Here is a 19,136-nt window from a genome sequence, read left to right as displayed (position 1 = left end):
GCGCATGGTGCCGGCTGTCGGGATCGAACTGACGACCTTCCGCTTACAAGGCGGGTGCTCTACCAACTGAGCTAAGCCGGCGCGTTTCCGGTCAAGCCGGAAGGCGAGGGAAAAGTATACGAGGCGCGGTCCTACTTGATCCGCTTGAGCGAGGGGCGGGACCCGCCGCCGGGCGGCTCGGGCGGCGGCTCGTCGACCGACGACCCACCCTTGCCCTTGGCTGGCGCGGGTGCGTCGGTGAGCGCCAGGCGCGGCGCCGCGCGCGGCGGCGTCACGCTCGCCGGCGTTTCGCCGGAGATGGTCGACGGCGTGGCTGTCGCCTCCGTCGGCATCGGGAACGCCATGCCCTGCCCGTTCTCGCGCGCATAGATCGCGATCACGTGGTCGATCGGCACGACGATCTCGCGCGAGCTGCCGCCGAAGCGCGCCTTGAACTCGATCGTCTCGTTGCCGAGCTTCAACGCGCTGGTCGCCTCGAACCCGACGTTGAGGACGATCTCGTTGTTCTTCACGTACTCGCTGGGCACCTGCACGCTGGCGTCGACGAACACCGCCACGTACGGCGTGAAGCCGTTGTCGGTGCACCAGTCGTGCAACGCACGGATCAGGTAGGGGCGGGTCGACGATCCCGCCGTGGCCGGGGCGATCGGGGGGCTGCTCATGGGATCACGCCCTTACTTGCGCATCACCTTCTCGGACGGCGTCAGCGCCTCGATGTAGGCCGGGCGCGAGAAGATGCGTTCGGCGTACTTCAGCAGCGGCACGGCGTTCTTCGACATGTCGATGCCGTAGTAGTCGAGGCGCCACAGCAGCGGCGCGATCGCGACGTCGAGCATCGAGAAGTCGTCGCCGAGCATGTACTTGTTCTTCAGGAAGATCGGCGCGAGCTGGGTGAGCCGGTCGCGGATCTGAGAGCGCGCCTTCTCGAGCTGTTTGTCGGTGCCCTTGACGCCACGCGATTCGAGCATGTTCACGTGCGCGAACAGCTCCTTCTCGAAGTTGAACAGGAACAGCCGCACGCGGGCGCGCGCCACCGGGTCGCCCGGCATCAGTTGCGGGTGGGGGAAGCGCTCGTCGATGTACTCGTTGATGATGTGCGACTCGTACAGGATCAGGTCGCGCTCGACCAGGATCGGCACTTCGTTGTACGGGTTCATCAGCGCGATGTCTTCGGGCTTGGCGAACAGGTCGACGTCGCGGATCTCGAAGTCCATGCCCTTCTCGAACAGCACGAAGCGGCAGCGGTGCGAGTAGGGGTCGGTCGTTCCGGAGTAGAGCACCATCATGGCGGCGGATCCTTGGGTCGGGCCGCGCCGGGTTCGCCGGGGCGGCATGTCAAAAACGGGAACGCAGTGGTCAGCCGGTTCGGCCTGCCACTGCGCGCGGTGCCTGCTGCCCGGTCAGGCGGCAAGCCGGGACGACGTCACTTCACGTCTTTCCAGTACGAGGCATTGAGGCGCCAGGTGAACACGGTCAGCACGCTCAGGAACAGCAGCACCCACACGCCGATGCGCACGCGGTGCTCCTGGGCCGGTTCGCCCATCCACTGCAGGTAGGCCACGAGGTCGCCGACCGCCTGATCGTAGGCATGCTCGTCGAGCTTGCCGGGCGAGGTCTTCTCGAAGCCCTCGAAGCGGTGAATCGTCTTGCTCGGGTCGTGGTGGTCCTTCTCTTCCACGAACTTCGCGACCTGCTGACCTTGCAGTTCCCAGAGCACGTGCGGCATCGCCACGTCGGGGAAGGCCATGTTGTTCCACCCGGTCGCCTTGGTGTCGTCGCGGTAGAACGTGCGCAGGTAGGTGTAGAGGTAGTCGGCGCCGCTGCCCTTGCTGATGTCGGCGCGCGAGCGGGCGATCAGCGTCAGGTCGGGCGGCGCGGCGGCCAGCCATTCCTTGGCCCGCTTCGGGTCGAGCGAGACCTTCATCGTGTCGCCCACCTTGTCCGCCGCGAACAGCAGGTTCTTCTTGATCTCGTCGTCGGTCAGGCCGATGTCGTGCATGCGGTTGTAGCGCATGTAGTTCGCCGAGTGGCAGTTCAGGCAGTAGTTGACGAAGAGCTGGGCGCCGTGCTGAAGCGCGGCCATGTCCGACATCTTCTCGGTCGGGAACTTGTCCCACGCGTAGCCGCCTTCGCTGGCGGCGGCGCCGGTGATGAAACCGAACGAAACGAGCAGGGAGAGAAAGAACTTTTTCATTGTGTGAATGCTCCGGCGCGTCGGCTCAGTGGGCGGCGTAAGTCACGCGATCGGGCACCGGATGGAAGGTGCCGATGCGGCTCCACCACGGCATCAGCAGGAAGAAGCCGAAGTACACGAGCGTGCCGAGTTGCGAGACGTAGTTGCCGACGTCCGACGGAGCCTGCGAGCCGAGGTAACCCAGGATCAGGAAGAAGAACACGAACACGCCGTAGAGGTACTTGTGCCAGCTCGGGCGGTAGCGGATCGACTTCACCAGGCTGCGGTCCAGCCAGGGCAGGAAGAACAGGATGATGACCGCGCCGCCCATCACGACCACGCCCCAGAACTTGGCGTCGAAGTAGTTCAGGAGCGCCACCGCGACCAGCGCGCCGATCGCGACGATCAGCTTGCCCATCGCGCTGAAGCCGCCGCGCACGATCGCGAGCACGGCCGCGATCAGCAGGATGGCGGACAGGATGTGGACCATCAGGTCGGTGGTCGCGCGCAGCATCGAGTAGAACGGCGTGAAGTACCAGACCGGAGCGATGTGCGCCGGCGTCTTCAGCGGGTTGGCCTCGATGAAGTTGTTGAACTCCAGGAAGTAGCCGCCGCCGGTCGGCGCGAAGAACAGCACCGCGCTGAAGACCATCAGGAACAGGCTGACGGCGAAGATGTCGTGCACCGTGTAGTACGGGTGGAACGGGATGCCGTCCAGCGGCACGCCGGCCGCGTTCTTCTTGGCCTTGATCTCGACGCCGTCCGGGTTGTTCGAGCCCACCTCGTGCAGCGCGATGATGTGCGCGGCCACCAGGCCCAGCAGCACCAGCGGCACCGCGATCACGTGGAAGCTGAAGAAGCGGTTCAGCGTCGCGTCGCCGACGACGAAATCGCCGCGGATCAGCAGCGCCAGGTCCGGGCCGATGAACGGCACGGCGGCAAACAGGTTGATGATGACCTGCGCGCCCCAGTAGCTCATCTGGCCCCACGGCAGCAGGTAGCCCATGAAGGCCTCGGCCATCAGGCACAGGAAGATGCCGCAGCCGAAGATCCAGACCAGCTCGCGCGGCTTGCGGTAGGAGCCGTACATCAGCCCGCGGAACATGTGCAGGTAGACGACGATGAAGAACGCGCTCGCGCCGGTCGAGTGCATGTAGCGGATGATCCAGCCGCCCGGCACGTCGCGCATGATGTACTCGACCGACTCGAAGGCCTTGGCCGCATCGGGCTTGTAGTTCATCACCAGGAAGATGCCGGTGACGATCTGGATCACGAGCACCAGCATCGCGAGCGAGCCGAAGATGTACCAGAAGTTGAAGTTCTTCGGCGCGTAGTACTCGCCGACGTGCTCGTTGTAGAGCTTGGACAGCGGGAACCGGTTGTCGACCCAGTTCAGCAGCTTCTGCCCCGTCGTCGCGTTCGCGGGGGCTTCGTGGTATTCGGCCATGTGGTGATGTACTCCTGGGGTGCCGTCTTGGTGCCTGGGATCAGCGTCGCTCGCTCGCGCGCGCCCGCTCAGGCCTTCTTGTCTTCGCCGATGATCAGCCGGGTATCCGACAGGAACATGTACGGCGGCACTTCGAGGTTGTCGGGAGCGGGCTTGTCCTTGAAGACGCGGCCGGCCATGTCGAAGGTCGAACCGTGGCACGGGCAGAGGAAGCCGCCTTCCCAGTCGTTCGGCAGCGAGGGCTGCGGGCCCGGCACGAACTTGTCGCTCGGAGAGCAGCCGAGGTGGCTGCAGATGCCGACCACGACCAGGTATTCCTTCTTGATCGAGCGCCACTCGTTGCGCGCGTACTCCGGCGTTTCGGCGAAGTTGGTGCGCTTGGAGTTCGGATCGGCGAGCGCCTTGTCGAGCTTGGGCAGCTCGGCGAGCTGCGCCTCGGTGCGGCGGACGATCCACACCGGCTTGCCGCGCCATTCGACGGTCATCTTCTCGCCCGGCTTCAGGCCGCTGATATCGGCTTCGACAGCGGCGCCGGCAGCGCGTGCGCGCTCCGACGGCTGGAAGCTTGCGACGAACGGAACGGCGGCAAAGCCGGTACCGACAGCCCCGGCGCAGCTGGAAGCGATGATCCAGGTGCGTTTGCTGCTGTCGATTTGCTGGTCACTCATAGGGATCCTCAACGAGACTTCTGAAGGCTTCAGGCAGGGTCAACCCGCGATTCTAGCGGACGTGTCAAGGCGCTTGACTTCATCACGACCTCCGGAATACTACGCGGCGACTGACCGCAACAATTGCGCGTCAGCCTTCTGACCGCAGTGACCCCCAGGAGTGCTCAACATGTCGTTCGCATCGGAGTTCAAACAATTCGCGCTCAAGGGCAATGTCGTGGACCTTGCCGTCGGCGTGATCATCGGCGCGGCGTTCGGAAAGATCGTCGACTCGGTCGTCAAGGACCTGATCATGCCGGTCGTCGGTCGCGTGTTCGGCGGGCTCGACTTCTCCAATTTCTTCGTGATGCTGGCCAACCCGCCCGCGGGCTACAACGGGCCGATGACCTACGAGGCGCTGACCAAGGCCGGCGTGCCCTTGTTCGCGTACGGCAACTTCATCACCGTGGCGATCAACTTCATCATCCTGGCGTTCATCATCTTTTTAATGATCCGGCAGATCAACCGGCTGAAGCTCGCCGAAGCGATCACGCCTGCGGCTGCAGCTGCGCCGGCCACGCCGGAGGACGTGGTGTTGCTGCGGGAGATCCGCGACGCCCTGCGGAAGTAGGGTCGCCGCCCGCCGAGGCGCGGCGTTTTCGGGCCATACTTCATGGCCGCGCAGCTGGCCATCCCGCAAATTCGCCTGCGCGGCAGCGCCACGCCATGCCCTTCTGCACGAGATGAGCTTCATCGAACCTCGATTGCGAGCCGCCCTGGACATTGCCTGCGGGCAGCTCCGGGCCACGCTGACCGCGGTAGCGACCGAGCTGTCGGAAAGCCTGGGCACCGCGCCGCACGCCGGCCAGCCGACCGGTGATCTGGCGCTGCAGAATGCCGCCCGGTTCGACCTGCGGCGCAACAAGCTGGCGATGCACGCGGCCTTCGATCAGTCGCTCAACGAACGCGTCGCCCAGGAACTGAAGCCGAAAGAGGAATCCAAGCGCACCTTGGCGTCGACCAACTGGCAGTCGCTGACGCTCGTCGACGAGAGCGAGGTCGAAGGCCAGATGATCGCGACGCGCCTCGGCCAGCAGATCTGGCACGCGTGCGAAGCCGAGCTCCGCGATCTGGCCGCGTACATGGCCTCGCTGCTCCAAAACGAGACTGCCGACGAGGAGCGCAACCCGTTCCGCGCCGACGTCGTCGGCGCTGCGCTCTACAAGGCGATCGAGGCCACCTCCGACCAGCCCGAGACCCGCAAACTGCTGGCGCGCGAGTTCGGCAACGCGATGGCCAAGGCGATGCCGGCGTGCTACGCGCAGATCGTCCAGGGGCTGCAGAGCCGCGGCATCCAGCCGATGGCGCTGGCGGTCCGACAGGTCGAAGGGCCGGGCAACCAGTTGCCGGGCGTGACCTCCGGCTACGCGACGCTGAGCAGCATGCGCGGCCAGTTCGACGCGGGCGCGTCGAGCGTGCAGGGGACGTCGACCTCGGGCTACGGCGCGCGTTCCAGCCAGGGCGGTCCGACCACCGGACTGGGCAGCGGACATTCCGGCAGTGGTGCCTCGTCCCGCTCGGGTGTGGCCTCGCAATCCGGTGCGGTGGTGGCGGACGCGCAGTTGATGGCCTTGCTGCGCCACCTCACGGCCGCCGCGAGCCGCCCGGGCGAGCTCGACAGCATCCTCGCCGCCTCGCGCTTCGGCGCACCGGAGGCCGCCAGCGCATCGACCTATGCCCCCGCCGGCCCTCGCCCCGGCGGCGTCGGCACGGTCCCGGTCGCGTCCGACGGCATGACCGGGCTGATGGCGGTCAACCTGATCCGCGCGCACCGCGAGGAGTTGCTGCAGGCCTCCACCGGCAAGCTCGATCACATGGTGATCGACGTGGTCGGCAGCCTGTTCGACCAGATCCTCTCCGACTCCCGGGTGCCGCCGCAGATGGCGCGCCAGATCGCACGGCTGCAGCTCCCGGTGCTGCGCGTCGCGCTGAACGACGCCACGTTCTTCTCGTCGCGCCGCCACCCGGTGCGGCGCTTCGTCAACCGGATCGCGTCGCTGGCCTGCGCGTTCGAGGATTTCGAGGACGGCCCGGGCAAGCACTTCCTGGACCGCGTCCGCGAACTGGTGCAGGAAATCGTCGAAGGCGACTTCGACCAGATCGAGCTCTACGGCGCCAAGCTCGGCGCGCTCGAGGATTTCATCGCCGACCAGACCGACGAGCAGGTGCGCCAGGGCGGTACCGTCGCGACGCTCGGCAACAAGGAGGCCGAACTGCGCTTGCAGCAGCGCTACATGCTGCAGTTGCGCGCCTCGCTGCTGCCCCTGGCGTTGCCGGACTACCTGCAGGATTTCCTGCCGCAGGTCTGGAGCCAGGCGCTGGTGCTCGCCTCGAACCGCGACGGCGCCGACTCCGACCGGTCGCTGCGCTACCGCCGCGCCGCGCGCGACCTGGTGATGAGCGTGCAGCCCAAGGGTTCCCCGCCGCAGCGGCAGAAGTTCCTGATGCAGCTGCCGCAGCTGATGAAGGACCTGAAGGAAGGCATGGCGCTGATCGGCTGGCCCGAGGCCGCACAGCGCGATTTCTTCTCGCGCCTGCTGCCGGCGCACGCGGCGTCGCTCAAGTCACCGCCGCTGAGCGAGCTCGACCACAACATGCTGGTCAAGCAACTCGAGAACATCTTCAACATCCCGGTGCCGGTTTCGAACACGCTGTCGCCGTCGGACCCGGTGCCCGAGGTCGACGCGGAGGTGCTGGCCAAGCGCTTCTCTCCGGAGGAGGCGCAGCGCGTCGGCCTGATCACCGAGAGCGCGGTCGACTGGTCCGGCACCGTCGACATCGACCTTGGCCAGGATGCCGGCCCGGATTCCGGCAACTCGATCAGCGGGGAGTCCGCACCCGCCGATTTGCCGGGCATCGACATCGACATCGCGTTGTCCAGCGCCGACCCGCCGGAGCCGACTCGCGGTCCGCAGCTGATGGACCATGTGCGGCTCGGTTTCGCCTACCAGATGCATCTCAAGGACGAGTGGCAGAAGGTGCGGCTCGCGCATGTCAGCGCGGCGCGCAGCTTCTTCGTGTTCACGCGCGGCCGCAAGCACCAGGAGACGATCTCGATGACCGCGCGCATGCTGGCGCGGATGTGCGAGACCAACCGCTTCCGCGCGGTCGAGAGCGCGTACCTGATGGAACGCGCCACCCACCGGGCGCGCCGCCAGCTGGCCGCGATGGCCGCGCCGGCGGCCGGCGCCCCGGCCTCGCGCGTCTGACCGGCTCGGTCAGGCGGCGAGGCGCCGAGCCATCCGCAGCGCAGCGGCCAGGCTGCGCGGGTCGGCCCGGCCGGTGCCGGCGATGTCGAACGCGGTGCCATGGTCGGGGCTGGTGCGCACGAACGGCAACCCGAGCGTGACGTTCACGCCTTCTTCGACGCCGAGGTACTTGACCGGGATCAGCCCGTGGTCGTGGGTCATCGCGACGACGATGTCGAACTCGCCCGGGTGACCCGGCGCGTTGCGCGCGCGCATGAACACGGTGTCCGGCGCGTAGGGCCCGCTGGCCGCGATGCCCTCGGCGCGCGCCGCCTCGATGGCCGGGCCGATGAGGCGCAGCTCCTCGTCGCCGAACAGGCCGCCCTCCCCGGCATGCGGATTCAGGCCCGCCACCGCGATGCGCGGCGCCGGCTGCCCCCAGCGCGCGGCGCTGCGGTGGGCGATGCGGATCGTCTGCAGCACCGCGTCGAACGTGACCGCCTCGATCGCACGGCGCAGCGACAGGTGGATCGTCACCAGCACCGTGCGCAGTTCGTCGTTCGCCAGCATCATGCGCACCGGCGGCGGCGTGACGCCCGGCGCCGACAGCGCCTGCAGCATCTCGGTGTGACCCGGATAGCCGATGCCCGCGGCGGCCAGCGCCTCCTTGTGAATCGGCGCGGTCACGATGCCGGCGATCTCGCCGGCCAACGCGAGCTCGACGGCACGCGCGATGCACGCGCCGGCGGCGGCACCCGCACGCGCATCGATGTGGCCGAGCGGCGCGGCCAGCAGGTCGCTCGGCAGGCCGGCGACGGGCAACACCGGCAAGCACCCGGGAGGCTGCGCCAGCGCATCGGCCGGCGTCTCGACGCGCGCGACCGCGAGCCGGCCGCCGGTCAACGCCGCGGCACGGCGCATCACTTCCACATCGCCGAGCACGAGGCAGCCGGTCGCGTCCGCGGTGCGGAACAGCTTCGCGATGATCTCCGGCCCGATCCCGCAGGCGTCGCCCATCGTGATCGCCATCGGCCGCGCGGGCGCGGAATTCGATTCAGTGGTCATGGGCGCCATTGTCGCGAATCGCCGATCGGGCTCGTCGATAATCGGTGCTCCGCTCGGACGCACGGCGTCGCCCCCACTTCACTCTCGAGGCCCCCGCATACCGATGCGCAAAACCTGGCTCGTCTTTTCGCAGGCCGTGACCGTCGCGGTCGCGGTGTTGTTCGTCGTCGCAACGCTCAAACCCGAGTGGCTGCACCGTGGGATCGGCTCGGCCACGCCGAGCATCGTCTCGATCACGACCAGCCCGGCGACCGCCTTGCCCACCGCCCAGGGCGTCGCACCCGTGGTGACGAGCTACAGCGCCGCCGCCAAGCGCGCCTCGCCCGCGGTCGTCAGCATCACGGCCAGCAAGGCGCCGCCACGCGGCGCCCGCAGCGACGACCCGGTGTTCCAGTTCTTCTTCGGCGACCGCGCGCGGCCCGGGCGCGGCGAGCCGCAGATTGGCCTCGGCTCGGGCGTGATCGTCTCTGCCGAGGGCTACTTGCTGACCAACAACCACGTGGTCGATGGTGCCGACGACATCGAGGTCATGCTGACGGACGGCCGCCAGGCCCGCGCCAAGCTGGTCGGCACCGACCCGGAGACCGACGTCGCGGTGCTGAAGATCGAGCTCGAGCGGCTGCCAACGATCACCTTCGGCGACGCGGACAAGCTGCAGGTCGGCGATGTGGTGCTCGCGATCGGCAACCCGTTCGACGTCGGGCAGACGGTCACCTCCGGCATCGTCAGCGCGCTGGGTCGCAACAAGCTCGGCATCAACACCTTCGAGAACTTCATCCAGACCGACGCCGCGATCAACCCGGGCAATTCGGGCGGCGCGCTGGTCGACGCGGCGGGCAACCTGCTCGGCATCAACACCGCCATTTATTCGCGCACCGGGGGCAGCCTGGGCATCGGCTTCGCGATTCCCGTGACCACGGCGCGCCAGGTGATGGAGGCCCTGATCAAGGACGGCCAGGTCACGCGCGGCTTCATCGGCGTGGAACAGCGCGACCTGACGCCCGAGATCGCGCAGACCCTGAACCTGCCGATCCAGCAGGGCGTGCTGATCACCGGCGTCGTGCAGAGCGGCCCGGCAAGCGCGGGCGGGTTGCGGCCGGGCGATGTGGTCGTCAGCGTCGCGGGCACGCCGGTCGCGAACAGCTACCAGCTGCTCAATGCGGTGGCGGCACTGAAGCCGAAGGCCGTCGCAACCATCGGCGTCCAGCGCGGGGGGCAGGCCCTGACCGTCGACGTCACGATCGGCCAGCGACCCCAGCAGCGCACCGCGCTGCGCCGCGAAGAGTAAGGGTCAGGCGCTGGTGCCGGCGTCTTCCGCCGGCGCCTGCGTGTGCTTGATGAAGAAGCCGGCGGCGATGATGCCGACCTCGTACAGGATCACCATCGGGATCGCCAGCGAGAGCTGCGAGACCACGTCCGGCGGCGTCAGCACCGCGGCGATGATGAAGGCCAGCACGACGAAGTACGAGCGGAACGCCTTCAGCTTGTCGATGCTGACGACGCCCAGGCGGGCCAGCACCACCACCGCGATCGGCACCTCGAACGCCGCGCCGAACGCGATGAACATCGTCAGCACGAAGCTCAGGTAGGCCTCGATGTCCGGCATCGCCGAGACGCTCTTCGGCGCGAAGCTCTGGATGAAGGTGAACACCTTGCCGATCACGAAGAAGTAGCAGAACCCGACGCCCATGAAGAACAGCAGCGAGCTGGAGACCACCAGCGGCAGCACCATCCGCTTCTCGTGGGTGTAGAGGCCCGGCGCGACGAAGGCCCAGACCTGGTACAGCACGACCGGCAGCGCCAGCATGAACGCGGCCATCAGCGTGATCTTCAGCGGCACCAGGAACGGCGAGATGACGCCGGTGGCGATCAACCCGGTGCCGGTGGGCATGTGGGCGGTCAGCGGCGCGGCCAGCAGGTCATAAAGGCCGGCCGGGCCGGGCCAGATCGTCAGCACGCCGAAGCAGATGCCGATCGCGATGCACGAGCGCACCAGGCGGTCGCGCAATTCGACCAAGTGCGAGACGAACGGCTGCTCGGTGCCCTCCATCTCGTCGGGCTTGTCGGGGGTGGTGCTCATCGCATCAAGCCGTCGAGCGCGGCGGCCGGAAGCGCGCCACGCGCGCGGCGCCCGACTGCGCCTTCACCCGCACGCCCGCGCGCTGCTTGTACCACTGCGGCGTCGCACCGCGCTTCAGGCGCCAGTTCTTCTTCGGGTGCTTGTACGCGGGCGGTGGCGGCGTCCAGGTCTCGTGCTGGCCGCTGTTCGGCGGCAGGACGCCGTTGGCCTCGTTCCACGTGCTTTCCAGATCGGACTTGGCCTCGTTCATGTGGCTCGAGACGGTCTTCTCGACGTTGCGCGCCGCATCCTCGAACTCGGTCTTCATCTTCTTCAGCTCTTCGAGCTCGATCGAGCGGTTCACCTCGGCCTTGACATCGGCGACATAGCGCTGCGCCTTGCCCACGAGGTGGCCGACCGTGCGCGCGACCCGCGGGAGCTTCTCCGGGCCGATCACGATCAGGGCGACCGCGCCGATCAGCGCGATCTTGTCGAAGCCGAAGTCGATCACGTCCGGATCACGACTTGGTCTTCGCTTCCACGTCGACCGTGTTGGCGTCGTTCGCCCGCGTCGTGTTGACCTGCGCCGGCGGTGCGGCCGGCGTCTCGGTGGTGGTCGAGCCGCCGTCCTTCACGCCGTCCTTGAAGCCCTTCACCGCGCCGCCGAGGTCGGCGCCGATGTTCTTGAGCTTCTTCGTGCCGAAGATCAGCACGACGACCAGCAACACGATCAGCCAGTGCCAAATGCTGAATGAACCCATGATTTTTTCTCCAAACGACTTTCGAGGAATTCTAGGGTACCGGCTTCGGAATCACCCTTTGGCCCAAGGGCGGGGGCCGCCCATGACATGCATGTGGACGTGCTGCACCTCCTGGCGCCCGTCTTCGCCGGTATTGATCAGCGTGCGGAAACCGTTCGTCACGTCGAGCTGGCGCATCAGGTCCGGCGCCATCGACAGCATGCGGCCGAGCAGCGGTGCGTGGCGCTGCTCGAGCTCATACATCGTCGCGACGTGCTCCTTCGGGATCACCAGCACGTGCACCGGCGCCCACGGTGCGATGTCGTGGAAGACGAGCAGTTCGTCGTCCTCGTACACCTTGCGCGCCGGGATCTTGCCGTCGACGATCTTGCAGAAGATGCAGTTCGGATCATGGCTCATGACGCGCTCACTCCGGCATCGCCCGGCGATCGTTGAGCGCCAGCCAGCCGCGGATCACCCGGTACAGGAACCAGATCGAGATGACCGCCCAGGCGATCCAGCCGGGGACCAGGAACAGCAGCCACAGCGGGATCGTCACGACGTACAGTACGCCGGCCCACAGCACGCTGCGAATGCGCCAGCGGAAGTGCGACTCCTGCCAGGTGCCGCGCGCGTCGTCCTTCTTGACCAGGTCGAGGATGAACGCCGCGAGCAACAGCACGATGCTGGCCTGCACGCCGGGCAGCACCGCGCCGATCGCGACGATCGCGTGCAGCGCGTAGCTGATGTGGCCGATCGTGCGCAGCGAATCGTCGCGCTGCACCGTGCCGCTGCCGTTCTCGATGATGTCGTTCATATCCCGTCCTTCTCCCGCTGCTGCGACCGTCGGGCCGCGAATTCTTCCAGGCCCGACTGGCCGCCGCGGCGCTCCAGCTCGGCCAGCACGTCGGCCGGCTTCAGGCCGTAGGCGCTGAGGGCCAGCATGCAGTGGAACCACAGGTCGGCCACCTCGGCGACGATCTTCGGCCCCTCGCCGTCCTTGCAGGCCATCACCACCTCGGTGGCCTCTTCGCCGATCTTCTTCAGGATCGCGTCGTTGCCCTTGTGGAACAGGCGCGCCACGTAGCTCTTGTCCGGGTCGCCCGATTTGCGCGATTCGATCACGCCGGCCAGGCGCTCCAGGGTGTCGTTCATGGTGGCTGTCATTTGTAGATGCTCTGCGGGTCTTTCAAGACCGGGTCCACCGCTTTCCATTCGCCGTCCTTCAGCTGCTGGAAGAAGCAGGAATGACGACCGGTGTGGCAGGCGATGCCGGGCTCGTGCGGCGCATGGCCGAGCTGCTCGACCTTCAGCAGCACCACGTCGTTGTCGCAATCCAGGCGCAGCTCGTGCACCTTCTGCACGTTGCCGCTCTCCTCGCCCTTGTGCCAGAGGCGCTTGCGCGAGCGGCTGAAATACACCGCCTCGCCGAGCTCGGCGGTCTTCGCGAGCGCCTCGCGGTTCATGAACGCGAACATCAGCACGTCGTTGCTGCCGATTTCCTGCGCGATCGCCGGCACCAGGCCGTTCGCGTCCCACTTGATGTCGTCCAGCCAGTTCATGGAGCCAGTGTAGTGGCGCCGGTGAAGCCTCGCTCCTCGGCGAACCACCGCAGCACCGGCAGCGTGCCGGGCAACACCGGCGCCACGCGCACCGGGAGGTCCTGCCAGGCCATCGCCTGCTGCTCGCGCATCTCGAACGCGCCGGTCCAGTCGAACACCTTGCAGAAGTGCAGCCGCACGCGGGCATGCTCGTAGTCGACGATCTCGACCTTCCAAGGCTCCACCGCGCCGATCTCGATGCCGATCTCTTCGACCAGCTCGCGCCGCAACGCGGCCTCCACGGTCTCGCCGCGCTCCAGCTTTCCTCCCGGGAATTCCCAGTAGCCGGCGTAGACCTTGCCCGCGGGGCGCGAGGTCAGCAGGAACTGGCCCTCGGAATTGATCAACACCCCGACGGCGACATCCACCGGCGTACGCTCGGCGCCCTCACTCATGCGTGGTGCCGCCCGGCATAGTCCTTCGCGAACTGGAACGCCACGCGCCCAGAGCGCGACCCGCGCTCCAGCGCCCAGACCAGGCTCTCCTGACGGGCCGCGGCGATCGCTTCCTCCGGCACGCCGGCGCCGCGCAGCCACTGCGCGACGATCGCGAGGTACTCGTCCTGGCTGAACGGGTAGAAGCTGACCCAGAGGCCAAAGCGCTCGCTCAGCGAGATCTTCTCCTCGACCACCTCGCCCGGATGCACCTCGCCGTTCTCCAGGTGCTGGTAGCTCAGGTTCTCCTTCATGTACTCGGGCAGCAGGTGGCGGCGGTTGCTGGTGGCGTAGATCAGCACGTTGTCGCTGGCCTGCGAGACCGATCCGTCGAGGATCGACTTGAGCGCCTTGTAGCCGGGCTCGCCCTCGTCGAAGCTGAGGTCGTCGCAGAACACGATGAAGCGCTCGGCGCGCTCGGCGACCAGGTCGACGATGTCGGGCAGGTCGACCAGGTCGGCCTTGTCGACTTCGATCAGCCGCAGCCCGCGGTCGGCGAACTCGTTCAGGCAGGCCTTGATCAGCGAGCTCTTGCCGGTGCCCCGCGCGCCGGTCAGCAGCACGTTGTTGGCGCCGAAGCCGTCGACGAACTGCTGCGTGTTGCGCAGCAACCGCGCCTTCTGCGGCTCGACCTCGACCAGCGAGCCGAGCCGGATGGGCGCGACGTGGCGCACCGGTTCGATCACGCCCGAGCCACCCCGCTTGCGGTAGCGGAAGGCGATCGAGGCGGCCCAGTCGGGGTCCGTCAGCGGATGCGGCAGCACCGCTTCGAGCCGGCCGAGCAGCGCCTCGGCGCGGGTGATCAGGTGCAGCAGGGGGTCGGTGGATGAAGACATGCGGCGGCAGTTTAGCGGCGCGCCCGCCGCTGGGTCAGAGTCGGCCGACGAGCTTCGGCCGCGGTTGCAGCTCGAAGACCCGGTCGGGCGCCGCCGCGTAGACGCGCTCGCCCGGCCGCGGCCGGATCGCCTGCATGCCGGTGAAGGCGCCGAACGCCGGCAGCACGCCGACCCGGTCGGAGAACCAGAAGCATGGCAGTCGGTGCCAGTCGTGCGCCCGCCCGCCGACGCTGACGCAGGGATGCAAGTGCCCGGCGAGCACGTAGGCGCCTGCCATCGGGCGCGGGTGGTGGGCGAGCGCGAGGCCGCGCAGCGCGACCGGCTCGTCGAAGGGCTGGATGTCGAGCACGGCCGGCGGATCGCCGGCGCGGTCGTCGTGGTTGCCGCGCACCAGCGTCATCTCGACCGGGCCGTGCAGCTCGCGCCAGCGTCGCACGGTGGCGAGCGTGTCCGGCGCGAGCGAGCGCGCCGAGTGCAGGAAGTCGCCGAGGAACACCACCCGCTTCGCGTCGAGCCGCTGGATCAGCCGGGTCAGCACGCTCAGCGTCTCGCCGGTGGTGCCGGCCGGCACCGGCACGCCGAGCTGGCGGAAGCTGGTGGCCTTGCCGATGTGGGCGTCGGCGACGAGCAGCGTGTCGCACTCGGGCAGGAAGACCACTTTCTCCGGCAGCAGCAGCAGCGTCTGGCCGGAGACTTTCAGCGTGACGGTCGCCACCCGGTCCATCGCCGCGTCGCTCAGGAGGCCAGCATCCGCAGCGCGGTGTCCAGGTGCTCGGTCGGGCTGCGCTTGAAGCCGGAGCGCGCGAACAGCTGCAACCGCCCGACCGCGAAGGCCTTCAGCACCGAGGCCTGCGCGTTCGCGTCGACGGTCGGCGTCGCCGAGCCGGACGCATCGGCCATGCCGCGCAGGCTCTGCCGCAGCTGCGACTCGAAGCGGTCGAAGAACTGGTTCATGCGCGCCAGCAGCCGCTCGTTCTCGAACACCAGCGCGTCACCGACCATCACCCGCGCCATGCCCGGGTTCTTCTCGGCGAACTGCAGCAGCACGGTCAGCATCTTCTGCGCCTGCACCAGCGCGACGGTCTCGCGCTCGTGGATCTGGTTGATCAGCGTGAACACGCTCTGCTCGATGAACTCGATCAGGCCCTCGAACATCTGCGCCTTGCTGGCGAAGTGACGGTAGAGCGCCGCCTCCGAGACATCGAGCCGGGCCGCAAGCGCCGCGGTGGTGATGCGGTCGGCACCCGGCTGCTCGAGCATGTTCGCCAGCGTCTGCAGGATCTGCACGCGGCGTTCGCCGGGCTTGGGCCGCTTGCGGACCGGCGCCAAGGCGACGACAACGGGCGACACCTCGGCCGCTGCAACGCCGTCTGTCGGTTCCGCGGGTTCGGGCTCGCCGGTGTCTGAGTTGGAAGTCATCCGAGCGTGAGCAACTGTTGCAGCGAGCGAATTTTGGCACACACATACCGCGGGCTCGGGCAAGGGTGAACACCAACTTCGCGGGGCTTGAAACCGGCGTTGGAACCGCTGCTGGCGCCGCCCCGCAGGTGCCCGCGGTAGCGCCCCTCGAGGTAACGGCGCATCCAGGCGGTCTGCATGCCGACGCTGCGCGCGGCCTTCTGGTTCTCGAGCATGTCCTCGACCAGCACGCAGTCGACCGGCCGTACGCGCAGCCGCACCGCGATGTGCCTGAACAGGCGCGCGTCGGGCTTGGGGCGCAGCTGGCCGAACATCGACATGTCCTCGATGCTGATGACGCCGTCGAAGAGCGGCGTCAGCCGCAGCGTGTCGAGCACGCGCATCGTGTAGTCGCGCGGCGCGTTCGTCAGGACGTAGCGGCGCCCAGGCAGCCGGGCCAGCGCGGCGCGGTCGTGCAGGCTGGTGCGCAGGCGCTGCTCGAGCCCGGGATGGCGGTGCGTGGCCTCGAGAAAGTGCGCGGCCTGGACGCCGTGGTGGCGCACCAGCCCCAGCAGCGTCGCGCCGTAGCGGCTCCAGTAGTGCTGGCGCAGGCGCGCGGCCTCGGCCGGCGCCAGGCCGAGGTGGCCGACCATGTACTCGTTCATCGCCAGGCTGGTCTGGCCGAATGCCGCGTGGCTGGCGTCGTGCAGCGTGTTGTCGAGGTCGAACAACCAGACGCGGGTGCGCGGACGGGCAGCGTGGCGCTTCATGCCGCCACCTGCCGCGAGCCGCGCGCGCTCAATCCCCAGATGCTGCCCATCAGCAGCGCGCCGCCGAGCCACTGCCCGGCGCTCAGGTGCTCGCCGAGGAGCAGCGCCGACAGGGCGACCGCCGTCAGCGGTTCGACCAGCGTCGCGACCGTCAGCGCGGTCGGCGTCAGCCGGGCCGCGCCCCAGCTGAACGCGAGCAGCGCCAGCGCCGCGGTGACGACGCCGAGGTAGAGCAACCAGGCTTCGGGCGCGACCTCGGCCGGCCAGGCCAACGGCCGGTACAGCCCTGACAACCCCATCACGACGGCCGCGATGACTGTCAGGCAGGTCGTCATCGGCCCGGCGCCCAGGGTCTGCGACATGCGCCCGCTGACCAGCGTGAACGCCGCGTAGAGCATCGCCGACGCGATCGAGAAGCCGACGCCGGCGAGCATCGTGGCCCACGGCAGCGCCTCGCTCGTGCCGCCGTGCCGCGTGACGATCAGCGCGGTGCCCGACAGCGCCGCCGTCAGCACCGCGAGCAGCGATCCATCCAGCCGCTCCTGACCGCGCGCCACCGCAACCGCAGTCACCAGTACCGGCGCGAGGCACAGCGAAATCAGCGTCGGGATCGACGCCCCGATCCGCTCGATGCCGAGGAACCAGCACAGCACGTACAGCGCCATGCAGGCACCCGAAGCGATCACCAGGCCGATCTGAGGCCGCACCGCGCGCCACAGCGCCGGCCGCCCGAACACCGCCAGCAGCACGACGCTGCCGACGACGAAGCGCCAGAACGAGATCGTCTGGGGGCTGAAGCCGTGCCGCGCGATCAGCAGGTTGACGACGAGCGCGCCGGTGCCCCACAGCGCCCCGGCCGCGCAGGCGGCGAACAGCGCCGCGGTCGAGCGGTCGGAGGTCAAGACGTCAGTGGGAACGGATCATGGTGCCGTAGGCCTGCTCGGTCAGCACCTCCAGCAGCATCGCGTGCGGCACCCGGCCGTCGATCACGTGGACGGTGTTGACGCCGTTCTTCGCGGCAGCGAGCGCGGAGTCGATCTTGGGCATCATGCCGCCGCTGATCGTGCCGTCGGCGAACAGCTCGTCGATCTCGCGCGCACTCAGGTTGGTCAGCAGCTTGCCGGACTTGTCGAGCACGCCGGGAATGTTCGTCAGCATGATCAGCTTCTCGGCCTTCAGCACCTCGGCCAGCTTGCCCGCGACCACGTCGGCATTGATGTTGTAGTTCTCGTTGTCGGCGCCGAAACCGAGCGGCGAGATCACCGGGATGAACTGGTCGTCCTGCAGCGCCTTGACGACGCTCGGGTCGATCGACTCGATCTCGCCGACATTGCCCATGTCGTGCACCTTGTTCGGGTCCTTCAGGTCGACCATCTTCAGCTTGCGCGCGCGGATCAGCCCGCCGTCGCGCCCGGTCAGCCCGACGGCCTTGCCGCCGGCGACGTTGATCAGCCCGACGATGTCCTGCTGCACCTGGCCGGCCAGCACCCACTCGACGACTTCCATCGTCTCGTCGTCCGTCACGCGCATGCCCTGAATGAACGTGCCCTTCTTGCCGACCTTGGCCAGCGCCTCCTCGATCTGCGGGCCGCCGCCGTGCACGACGACGGGGTTCAGCCCGACGAGCTTGAGCAGCACCACGTCCTCGGCGAAGTCCTGCTGCAGCGCCGGGTCGGTCATCGCGTTGCCGCCGTACTTGATCACGATGGTCTTGCCGTGGAACTTGCGGATGTACGGGAGCGCCTGCGCCAGGATCTCGGCCTTGTCGCGCGGCGAGATGTGGGACAGGTCGGGGGCGTCCGCAGGGCTGGCGGGAGCGGTTTTCGGCGCGTCGGAAGTCATGGTCGGCTCGGCAGGGCGAAATGAAAATCGATTGTAGGGGCCGGGGTCGGTGACGACTGCTAACGAAATGATGCGCGCGCGCGAGCTTGACGGCACAATCGCGCTCACTCCATGCACCTCACCACGCTCCTCCCCGTCCGCCCCATTGCCTTTCTCGGGCAGGTGCTGATCGCGGCATTCGAAGCGTTGCGCGGCGGCTGGCAGTTCCGGCTGAAGGACCTGGGCCGCGTGATGGCCGACTGCAGCGCCCGCGCGGTGCCGATCGTCACCGTCGTCAACGTGCTGGTCGGCGCGATCCTGGCCTTCGTCGGCGCGGTGCAGCTGGTCAAGTTCGGCGCCGGCATCTACGTGGCCGACCTGGTGGGCATCGCGGTGGCGCGCGAGATGGCCGCGATCATCACCGCGGTCGTGATGGCCGGCCGCACCGGCGCGGCGTTCGCCGCCGAGCTGGCGACGATGCAGGCCAACGAGGAGGTCGACGCGCTCGAGGTGCTCGGCATCAACGCGGTCAACTTCCTGGTGCTGCCGCGGGTCACCTCGCTGCTGCTGATGATGCCGCTGCTGTACGTCTACGGCTGCGTCACCGGGCTGATCGGCGGCATGGTGGTGGCGGGCGGCATGTTGGGCATCTCGCCGGCCGCCTACCTCGACCGCACGCTCGACGCGCTCGACTGGTCGCACCTCGGCCTGGGTTTCTCCAAGTCGTTCGTGTTCGGCGCGCTGATCGGCATGGTCGGCAGCTATTGCGGCCTGTACGCCGAACGCAATGCCGAGGGCGTGGGCGTGGCGACGACCAACGCGGTCGTCATCAGCATCGTCGGCATCATCGTGCTCGACGCGGTGTTCGCGGTCTGCGCGAACGCGCTGGGGATCTGA

General features: G+C 68.1%; 24 protein-coding genes and 1 tRNA gene. 4 read left to right on the top strand and 21 right to left on the bottom strand.

Annotated features, from left to right (window positions below):
• Positions 1 to 5: 5 nt before the first annotated feature.
• The 6 genes from ASC76_RS01935 to petA all read right to left on the bottom strand — a co-directional run bounded on the left by ASC76_RS01935 (position 6) and on the right by petA (position 4,288).
• Positions 6 to 81 (bottom strand) — tRNA-Thr (locus ASC76_RS01935).
• A gap of 50 nt (positions 82 to 131) precedes the next feature.
• Positions 132 to 662: a ClpXP protease specificity-enhancing factor gene (locus ASC76_RS01930; protein ID WP_056461581.1), complete on the bottom strand. Its 531-nt coding sequence runs from the start codon at positions 660 to 662 to the stop codon at positions 132 to 134.
• Positions 663 to 674: 12 nt separating this feature from the next.
• Positions 675 to 1,286 carry a glutathione S-transferase N-terminal domain-containing protein gene (locus ASC76_RS01925; RefSeq protein WP_056461579.1) on the bottom strand — a complete coding sequence of 204 codons (612 nt, stop codon included), beginning with the start codon at positions 1,284 to 1,286 and terminating at the stop codon, positions 675 to 677.
• A 137-nt stretch (positions 1,287 to 1,423) separates the two neighbouring features.
• Positions 1,424 to 2,194 carry a cytochrome c1 gene (locus ASC76_RS01920; RefSeq protein ID WP_056461576.1) on the bottom strand — a complete coding sequence of 257 codons (771 nt, stop codon included), beginning with the start codon at positions 2,192 to 2,194 and terminating at the stop codon, positions 1,424 to 1,426.
• Positions 2,195 to 2,219: 25 nt separating this feature from the next.
• The gene (locus ASC76_RS01915; protein ID WP_056461574.1) at positions 2,220 to 3,620 is read right to left on the bottom strand and encodes a cytochrome bc complex cytochrome b subunit; all 1,401 of its coding nucleotides are present in this window, start codon (positions 3,618 to 3,620) and stop codon (positions 2,220 to 2,222) included.
• Between the two features lie 68 nt (positions 3,621 to 3,688).
• Positions 3,689 to 4,288 carry a ubiquinol-cytochrome c reductase iron-sulfur subunit gene (gene petA, locus ASC76_RS01910; RefSeq protein ID WP_056461571.1) on the bottom strand — a complete coding sequence of 200 codons (600 nt, stop codon included), beginning with the start codon at positions 4,286 to 4,288 and terminating at the stop codon, positions 3,689 to 3,691.
• Between the two features lie 169 nt (positions 4,289 to 4,457).
• Between petA and mscL the strand changes: the two genes are divergently transcribed.
• Positions 4,458 to 4,898: a large conductance mechanosensitive channel protein MscL gene (mscL, locus tag ASC76_RS01905; RefSeq protein ID WP_056463055.1), complete on the top strand. Its 441-nt coding sequence runs from the start codon at positions 4,458 to 4,460 to the stop codon at positions 4,896 to 4,898.
• A gap of 112 nt (positions 4,899 to 5,010) precedes the next feature.
• Complete coding sequence (locus tag ASC76_RS01900) at positions 5,011 to 7,536, top strand: DUF1631 family protein (protein ID WP_082548629.1); 2,526 nt, start codon at positions 5,011 to 5,013, stop codon at positions 7,534 to 7,536.
• 9 nt (positions 7,537 to 7,545) lie between these two features.
• On the opposite strand, the gene pdxA is transcribed toward ASC76_RS01900, so the two are convergent.
• Positions 7,546 to 8,580, bottom strand: a complete 1,035-nt coding sequence (gene pdxA, locus ASC76_RS01895; RefSeq protein WP_056461565.1) for a 4-hydroxythreonine-4-phosphate dehydrogenase PdxA — start codon at positions 8,578 to 8,580, stop codon at positions 7,546 to 7,548.
• Between the two features lie 103 nt (positions 8,581 to 8,683).
• Between pdxA and ASC76_RS01890 the strand changes: the two genes are divergently transcribed.
• Complete coding sequence (locus ASC76_RS01890; protein WP_056461562.1) at positions 8,684 to 9,868, top strand: trypsin-like peptidase domain-containing protein; 1,185 nt, start codon at positions 8,684 to 8,686, stop codon at positions 9,866 to 9,868.
• A gap of 3 nt (positions 9,869 to 9,871) precedes the next feature.
• Here the strand turns inward: ASC76_RS01890 and tatC are convergent, their stop codons facing one another.
• From tatC to argB, 14 genes are read right to left on the bottom strand one after another with little or no spacing between them, the layout of a single operon-like run.
• On the bottom strand, positions 9,872 to 10,660 hold the full coding sequence (tatC, locus tag ASC76_RS01885; RefSeq protein WP_056461559.1) for a twin-arginine translocase subunit TatC: 789 nt from the start codon (positions 10,658 to 10,660) through the stop codon (positions 9,872 to 9,874).
• 4 nt (positions 10,661 to 10,664) lie between these two features.
• Positions 10,665 to 11,150, bottom strand: a complete 486-nt coding sequence (tatB, locus tag ASC76_RS01880; protein WP_056461556.1) for a Sec-independent protein translocase protein TatB — start codon at positions 11,148 to 11,150, stop codon at positions 10,665 to 10,667.
• A 7-nt stretch (positions 11,151 to 11,157) separates the two neighbouring features.
• Positions 11,158 to 11,400 carry a Sec-independent protein translocase subunit TatA gene (gene tatA / locus ASC76_RS01875; protein WP_056461553.1) on the bottom strand — a complete coding sequence of 81 codons (243 nt, stop codon included), beginning with the start codon at positions 11,398 to 11,400 and terminating at the stop codon, positions 11,158 to 11,160.
• Between the two features lie 51 nt (positions 11,401 to 11,451).
• Positions 11,452 to 11,799, bottom strand: a complete 348-nt coding sequence (locus ASC76_RS01870; protein ID WP_056461550.1) for a histidine triad nucleotide-binding protein — start codon at positions 11,797 to 11,799, stop codon at positions 11,452 to 11,454.
• Positions 11,800 to 11,806: 7 nt separating this feature from the next.
• On the bottom strand, positions 11,807 to 12,196 hold the full coding sequence (locus tag ASC76_RS01865; protein ID WP_056461547.1) for a hypothetical protein: 390 nt from the start codon (positions 12,194 to 12,196) through the stop codon (positions 11,807 to 11,809).
• Complete coding sequence (locus tag ASC76_RS01860) at positions 12,193 to 12,534, bottom strand: phosphoribosyl-ATP diphosphatase (RefSeq protein WP_235580308.1); 342 nt, start codon at positions 12,532 to 12,534, stop codon at positions 12,193 to 12,195. Before ASC76_RS01860 ends, ASC76_RS01865 begins: the two co-directional genes overlap by 4 nt.
• Before the next feature lie 8 nt (positions 12,535 to 12,542).
• On the bottom strand, positions 12,543 to 12,941 hold the full coding sequence (hisI, locus tag ASC76_RS01855) for a phosphoribosyl-AMP cyclohydrolase (protein ID WP_056461541.1): 399 nt from the start codon (positions 12,939 to 12,941) through the stop codon (positions 12,543 to 12,545).
• Complete coding sequence (locus ASC76_RS01850) at positions 12,938 to 13,375, bottom strand: NUDIX domain-containing protein (protein WP_056461538.1); 438 nt, start codon at positions 13,373 to 13,375, stop codon at positions 12,938 to 12,940. The genes hisI and ASC76_RS01850 overlap by 4 nt, the downstream gene beginning before the upstream one ends.
• Positions 13,372 to 14,250 carry an ATP-binding protein gene (locus tag ASC76_RS01845; protein ID WP_056461533.1) on the bottom strand — a complete coding sequence of 293 codons (879 nt, stop codon included), beginning with the start codon at positions 14,248 to 14,250 and terminating at the stop codon, positions 13,372 to 13,374. Before ASC76_RS01845 ends, ASC76_RS01850 begins: the two co-directional genes overlap by 4 nt.
• A 34-nt stretch (positions 14,251 to 14,284) precedes the next feature.
• Positions 14,285 to 14,974, bottom strand: a complete 690-nt coding sequence (gene pdeM, locus ASC76_RS01840) for a ligase-associated DNA damage response endonuclease PdeM (protein ID WP_056461530.1) — start codon at positions 14,972 to 14,974, stop codon at positions 14,285 to 14,287.
• An 11-nt stretch (positions 14,975 to 14,985) separates the two neighbouring features.
• A complete protein-coding gene (gene slmA, locus ASC76_RS01835; RefSeq protein WP_082548626.1) occupies positions 14,986 to 15,669 on the bottom strand; it encodes a nucleoid occlusion factor SlmA in 684 nt (227 codons plus the stop codon).
• Entirely contained in the window at positions 15,666 to 16,418 is a 753-nt protein-coding gene (locus tag ASC76_RS01830) for a pyrimidine 5'-nucleotidase (RefSeq protein ID WP_056461525.1), read from the bottom strand. Before ASC76_RS01830 ends, slmA begins: the two co-directional genes overlap by 4 nt.
• Complete coding sequence (locus ASC76_RS01825; protein WP_235580307.1) at positions 16,415 to 17,320, bottom strand: DMT family transporter; 906 nt, start codon at positions 17,318 to 17,320, stop codon at positions 16,415 to 16,417. The genes ASC76_RS01830 and ASC76_RS01825 overlap by 4 nt, the downstream gene beginning before the upstream one ends.
• A gap of 4 nt (positions 17,321 to 17,324) precedes the next feature.
• Complete coding sequence (argB, locus tag ASC76_RS01820; RefSeq protein WP_056461522.1) at positions 17,325 to 18,260, bottom strand: acetylglutamate kinase; 936 nt, start codon at positions 18,258 to 18,260, stop codon at positions 17,325 to 17,327.
• Between the two features lie 111 nt (positions 18,261 to 18,371).
• On the opposite strand from argB, the gene ASC76_RS01815 reads away from it, so the two are divergent.
• Entirely contained in the window at positions 18,372 to 19,136 is a 765-nt protein-coding gene (locus ASC76_RS01815) for an ABC transporter permease (protein ID WP_056461519.1), read from the top strand.

The organism is Rhizobacter sp. Root404 (genome assembly GCF_001425865.1).
GTDB lineage: Bacteria > Pseudomonadota > Gammaproteobacteria > Burkholderiales > Burkholderiaceae_C > LMDS01.
This window is presented reverse-complemented; position numbering and strand designations above follow the sequence as displayed.

What these genes read in the sequence shown, in the direction of transcription:
- slmA (WP_082548626.1), bottom strand. Translation starts at nt 15,669, where the DNA reads ATGACTTCCAACTCAGACACCGGCGAGCCCGAACCCGCGGAACCGACA.
- ASC76_RS01815 (WP_056461519.1), top strand. Translation starts at nt 18,372, where the DNA reads ATGCACCTCACCACGCTCCTCCCCGTCCGCCCCATTGCCTTTCTCGGG.
- pdxA (WP_056461565.1), bottom strand. Translation starts at nt 8,580, where the DNA reads ATGACCACTGAATCGAATTCCGCGCCCGCGCGGCCGATGGCGATCACG.
- tatC (WP_056461559.1), bottom strand. Translation starts at nt 10,660, where the DNA reads ATGAGCACCACCCCCGACAAGCCCGACGAGATGGAGGGCACCGAGCAG.
- ASC76_RS01930 (WP_056461581.1), bottom strand. Translation starts at nt 662, where the DNA reads ATGAGCAGCCCCCCGATCGCCCCGGCCACGGCGGGATCGTCGACCCGC.
- ASC76_RS01865 (WP_056461547.1), bottom strand. Translation starts at nt 12,196, where the DNA reads ATGAACGACATCATCGAGAACGGCAGCGGCACGGTGCAGCGCGACGAT.
- ASC76_RS01890 (WP_056461562.1), top strand. Translation starts at nt 8,684, where the DNA reads ATGCGCAAAACCTGGCTCGTCTTTTCGCAGGCCGTGACCGTCGCGGTC.
- mscL (WP_056463055.1), top strand. Translation starts at nt 4,458, where the DNA reads ATGTCGTTCGCATCGGAGTTCAAACAATTCGCGCTCAAGGGCAATGTC.
- petA (WP_056461571.1), bottom strand. Translation starts at nt 4,288, where the DNA reads ATGAGTGACCAGCAAATCGACAGCAGCAAACGCACCTGGATCATCGCT.
- ASC76_RS01860 (WP_235580308.1), bottom strand. Translation starts at nt 12,534, where the DNA reads ATGAACGACACCCTGGAGCGCCTGGCCGGCGTGATCGAATCGCGCAAA.
- ASC76_RS01870 (WP_056461550.1), bottom strand. Translation starts at nt 11,799, where the DNA reads ATGAGCCATGATCCGAACTGCATCTTCTGCAAGATCGTCGACGGCAAG.
- tatA (WP_056461553.1), bottom strand. Translation starts at nt 11,400, where the DNA reads ATGGGTTCATTCAGCATTTGGCACTGGCTGATCGTGTTGCTGGTCGTC.
- hisI (WP_056461541.1), bottom strand. Translation starts at nt 12,941, where the DNA reads ATGAACTGGCTGGACGACATCAAGTGGGACGCGAACGGCCTGGTGCCG.
- pdeM (WP_056461530.1), bottom strand. Translation starts at nt 14,974, where the DNA reads ATGGACCGGGTGGCGACCGTCACGCTGAAAGTCTCCGGCCAGACGCTG.
- ASC76_RS01915 (WP_056461574.1), bottom strand. Translation starts at nt 3,620, where the DNA reads ATGGCCGAATACCACGAAGCCCCCGCGAACGCGACGACGGGGCAGAAG.
- ASC76_RS01830 (WP_056461525.1), bottom strand. Translation starts at nt 16,418, where the DNA reads ATGAAGCGCCACGCTGCCCGTCCGCGCACCCGCGTCTGGTTGTTCGAC.
- ASC76_RS01900 (WP_082548629.1), top strand. Translation starts at nt 5,011, where the DNA reads ATGAGCTTCATCGAACCTCGATTGCGAGCCGCCCTGGACATTGCCTGC.
- ASC76_RS01845 (WP_056461533.1), bottom strand. Translation starts at nt 14,250, where the DNA reads ATGTCTTCATCCACCGACCCCCTGCTGCACCTGATCACCCGCGCCGAG.
- ASC76_RS01920 (WP_056461576.1), bottom strand. Translation starts at nt 2,194, where the DNA reads ATGAAAAAGTTCTTTCTCTCCCTGCTCGTTTCGTTCGGTTTCATCACC.
- argB (WP_056461522.1), bottom strand. Translation starts at nt 18,260, where the DNA reads ATGACTTCCGACGCGCCGAAAACCGCTCCCGCCAGCCCTGCGGACGCC.
- ASC76_RS01925 (WP_056461579.1), bottom strand. Translation starts at nt 1,286, where the DNA reads ATGATGGTGCTCTACTCCGGAACGACCGACCCCTACTCGCACCGCTGC.
- ASC76_RS01850 (WP_056461538.1), bottom strand. Translation starts at nt 13,375, where the DNA reads ATGAGTGAGGGCGCCGAGCGTACGCCGGTGGATGTCGCCGTCGGGGTG.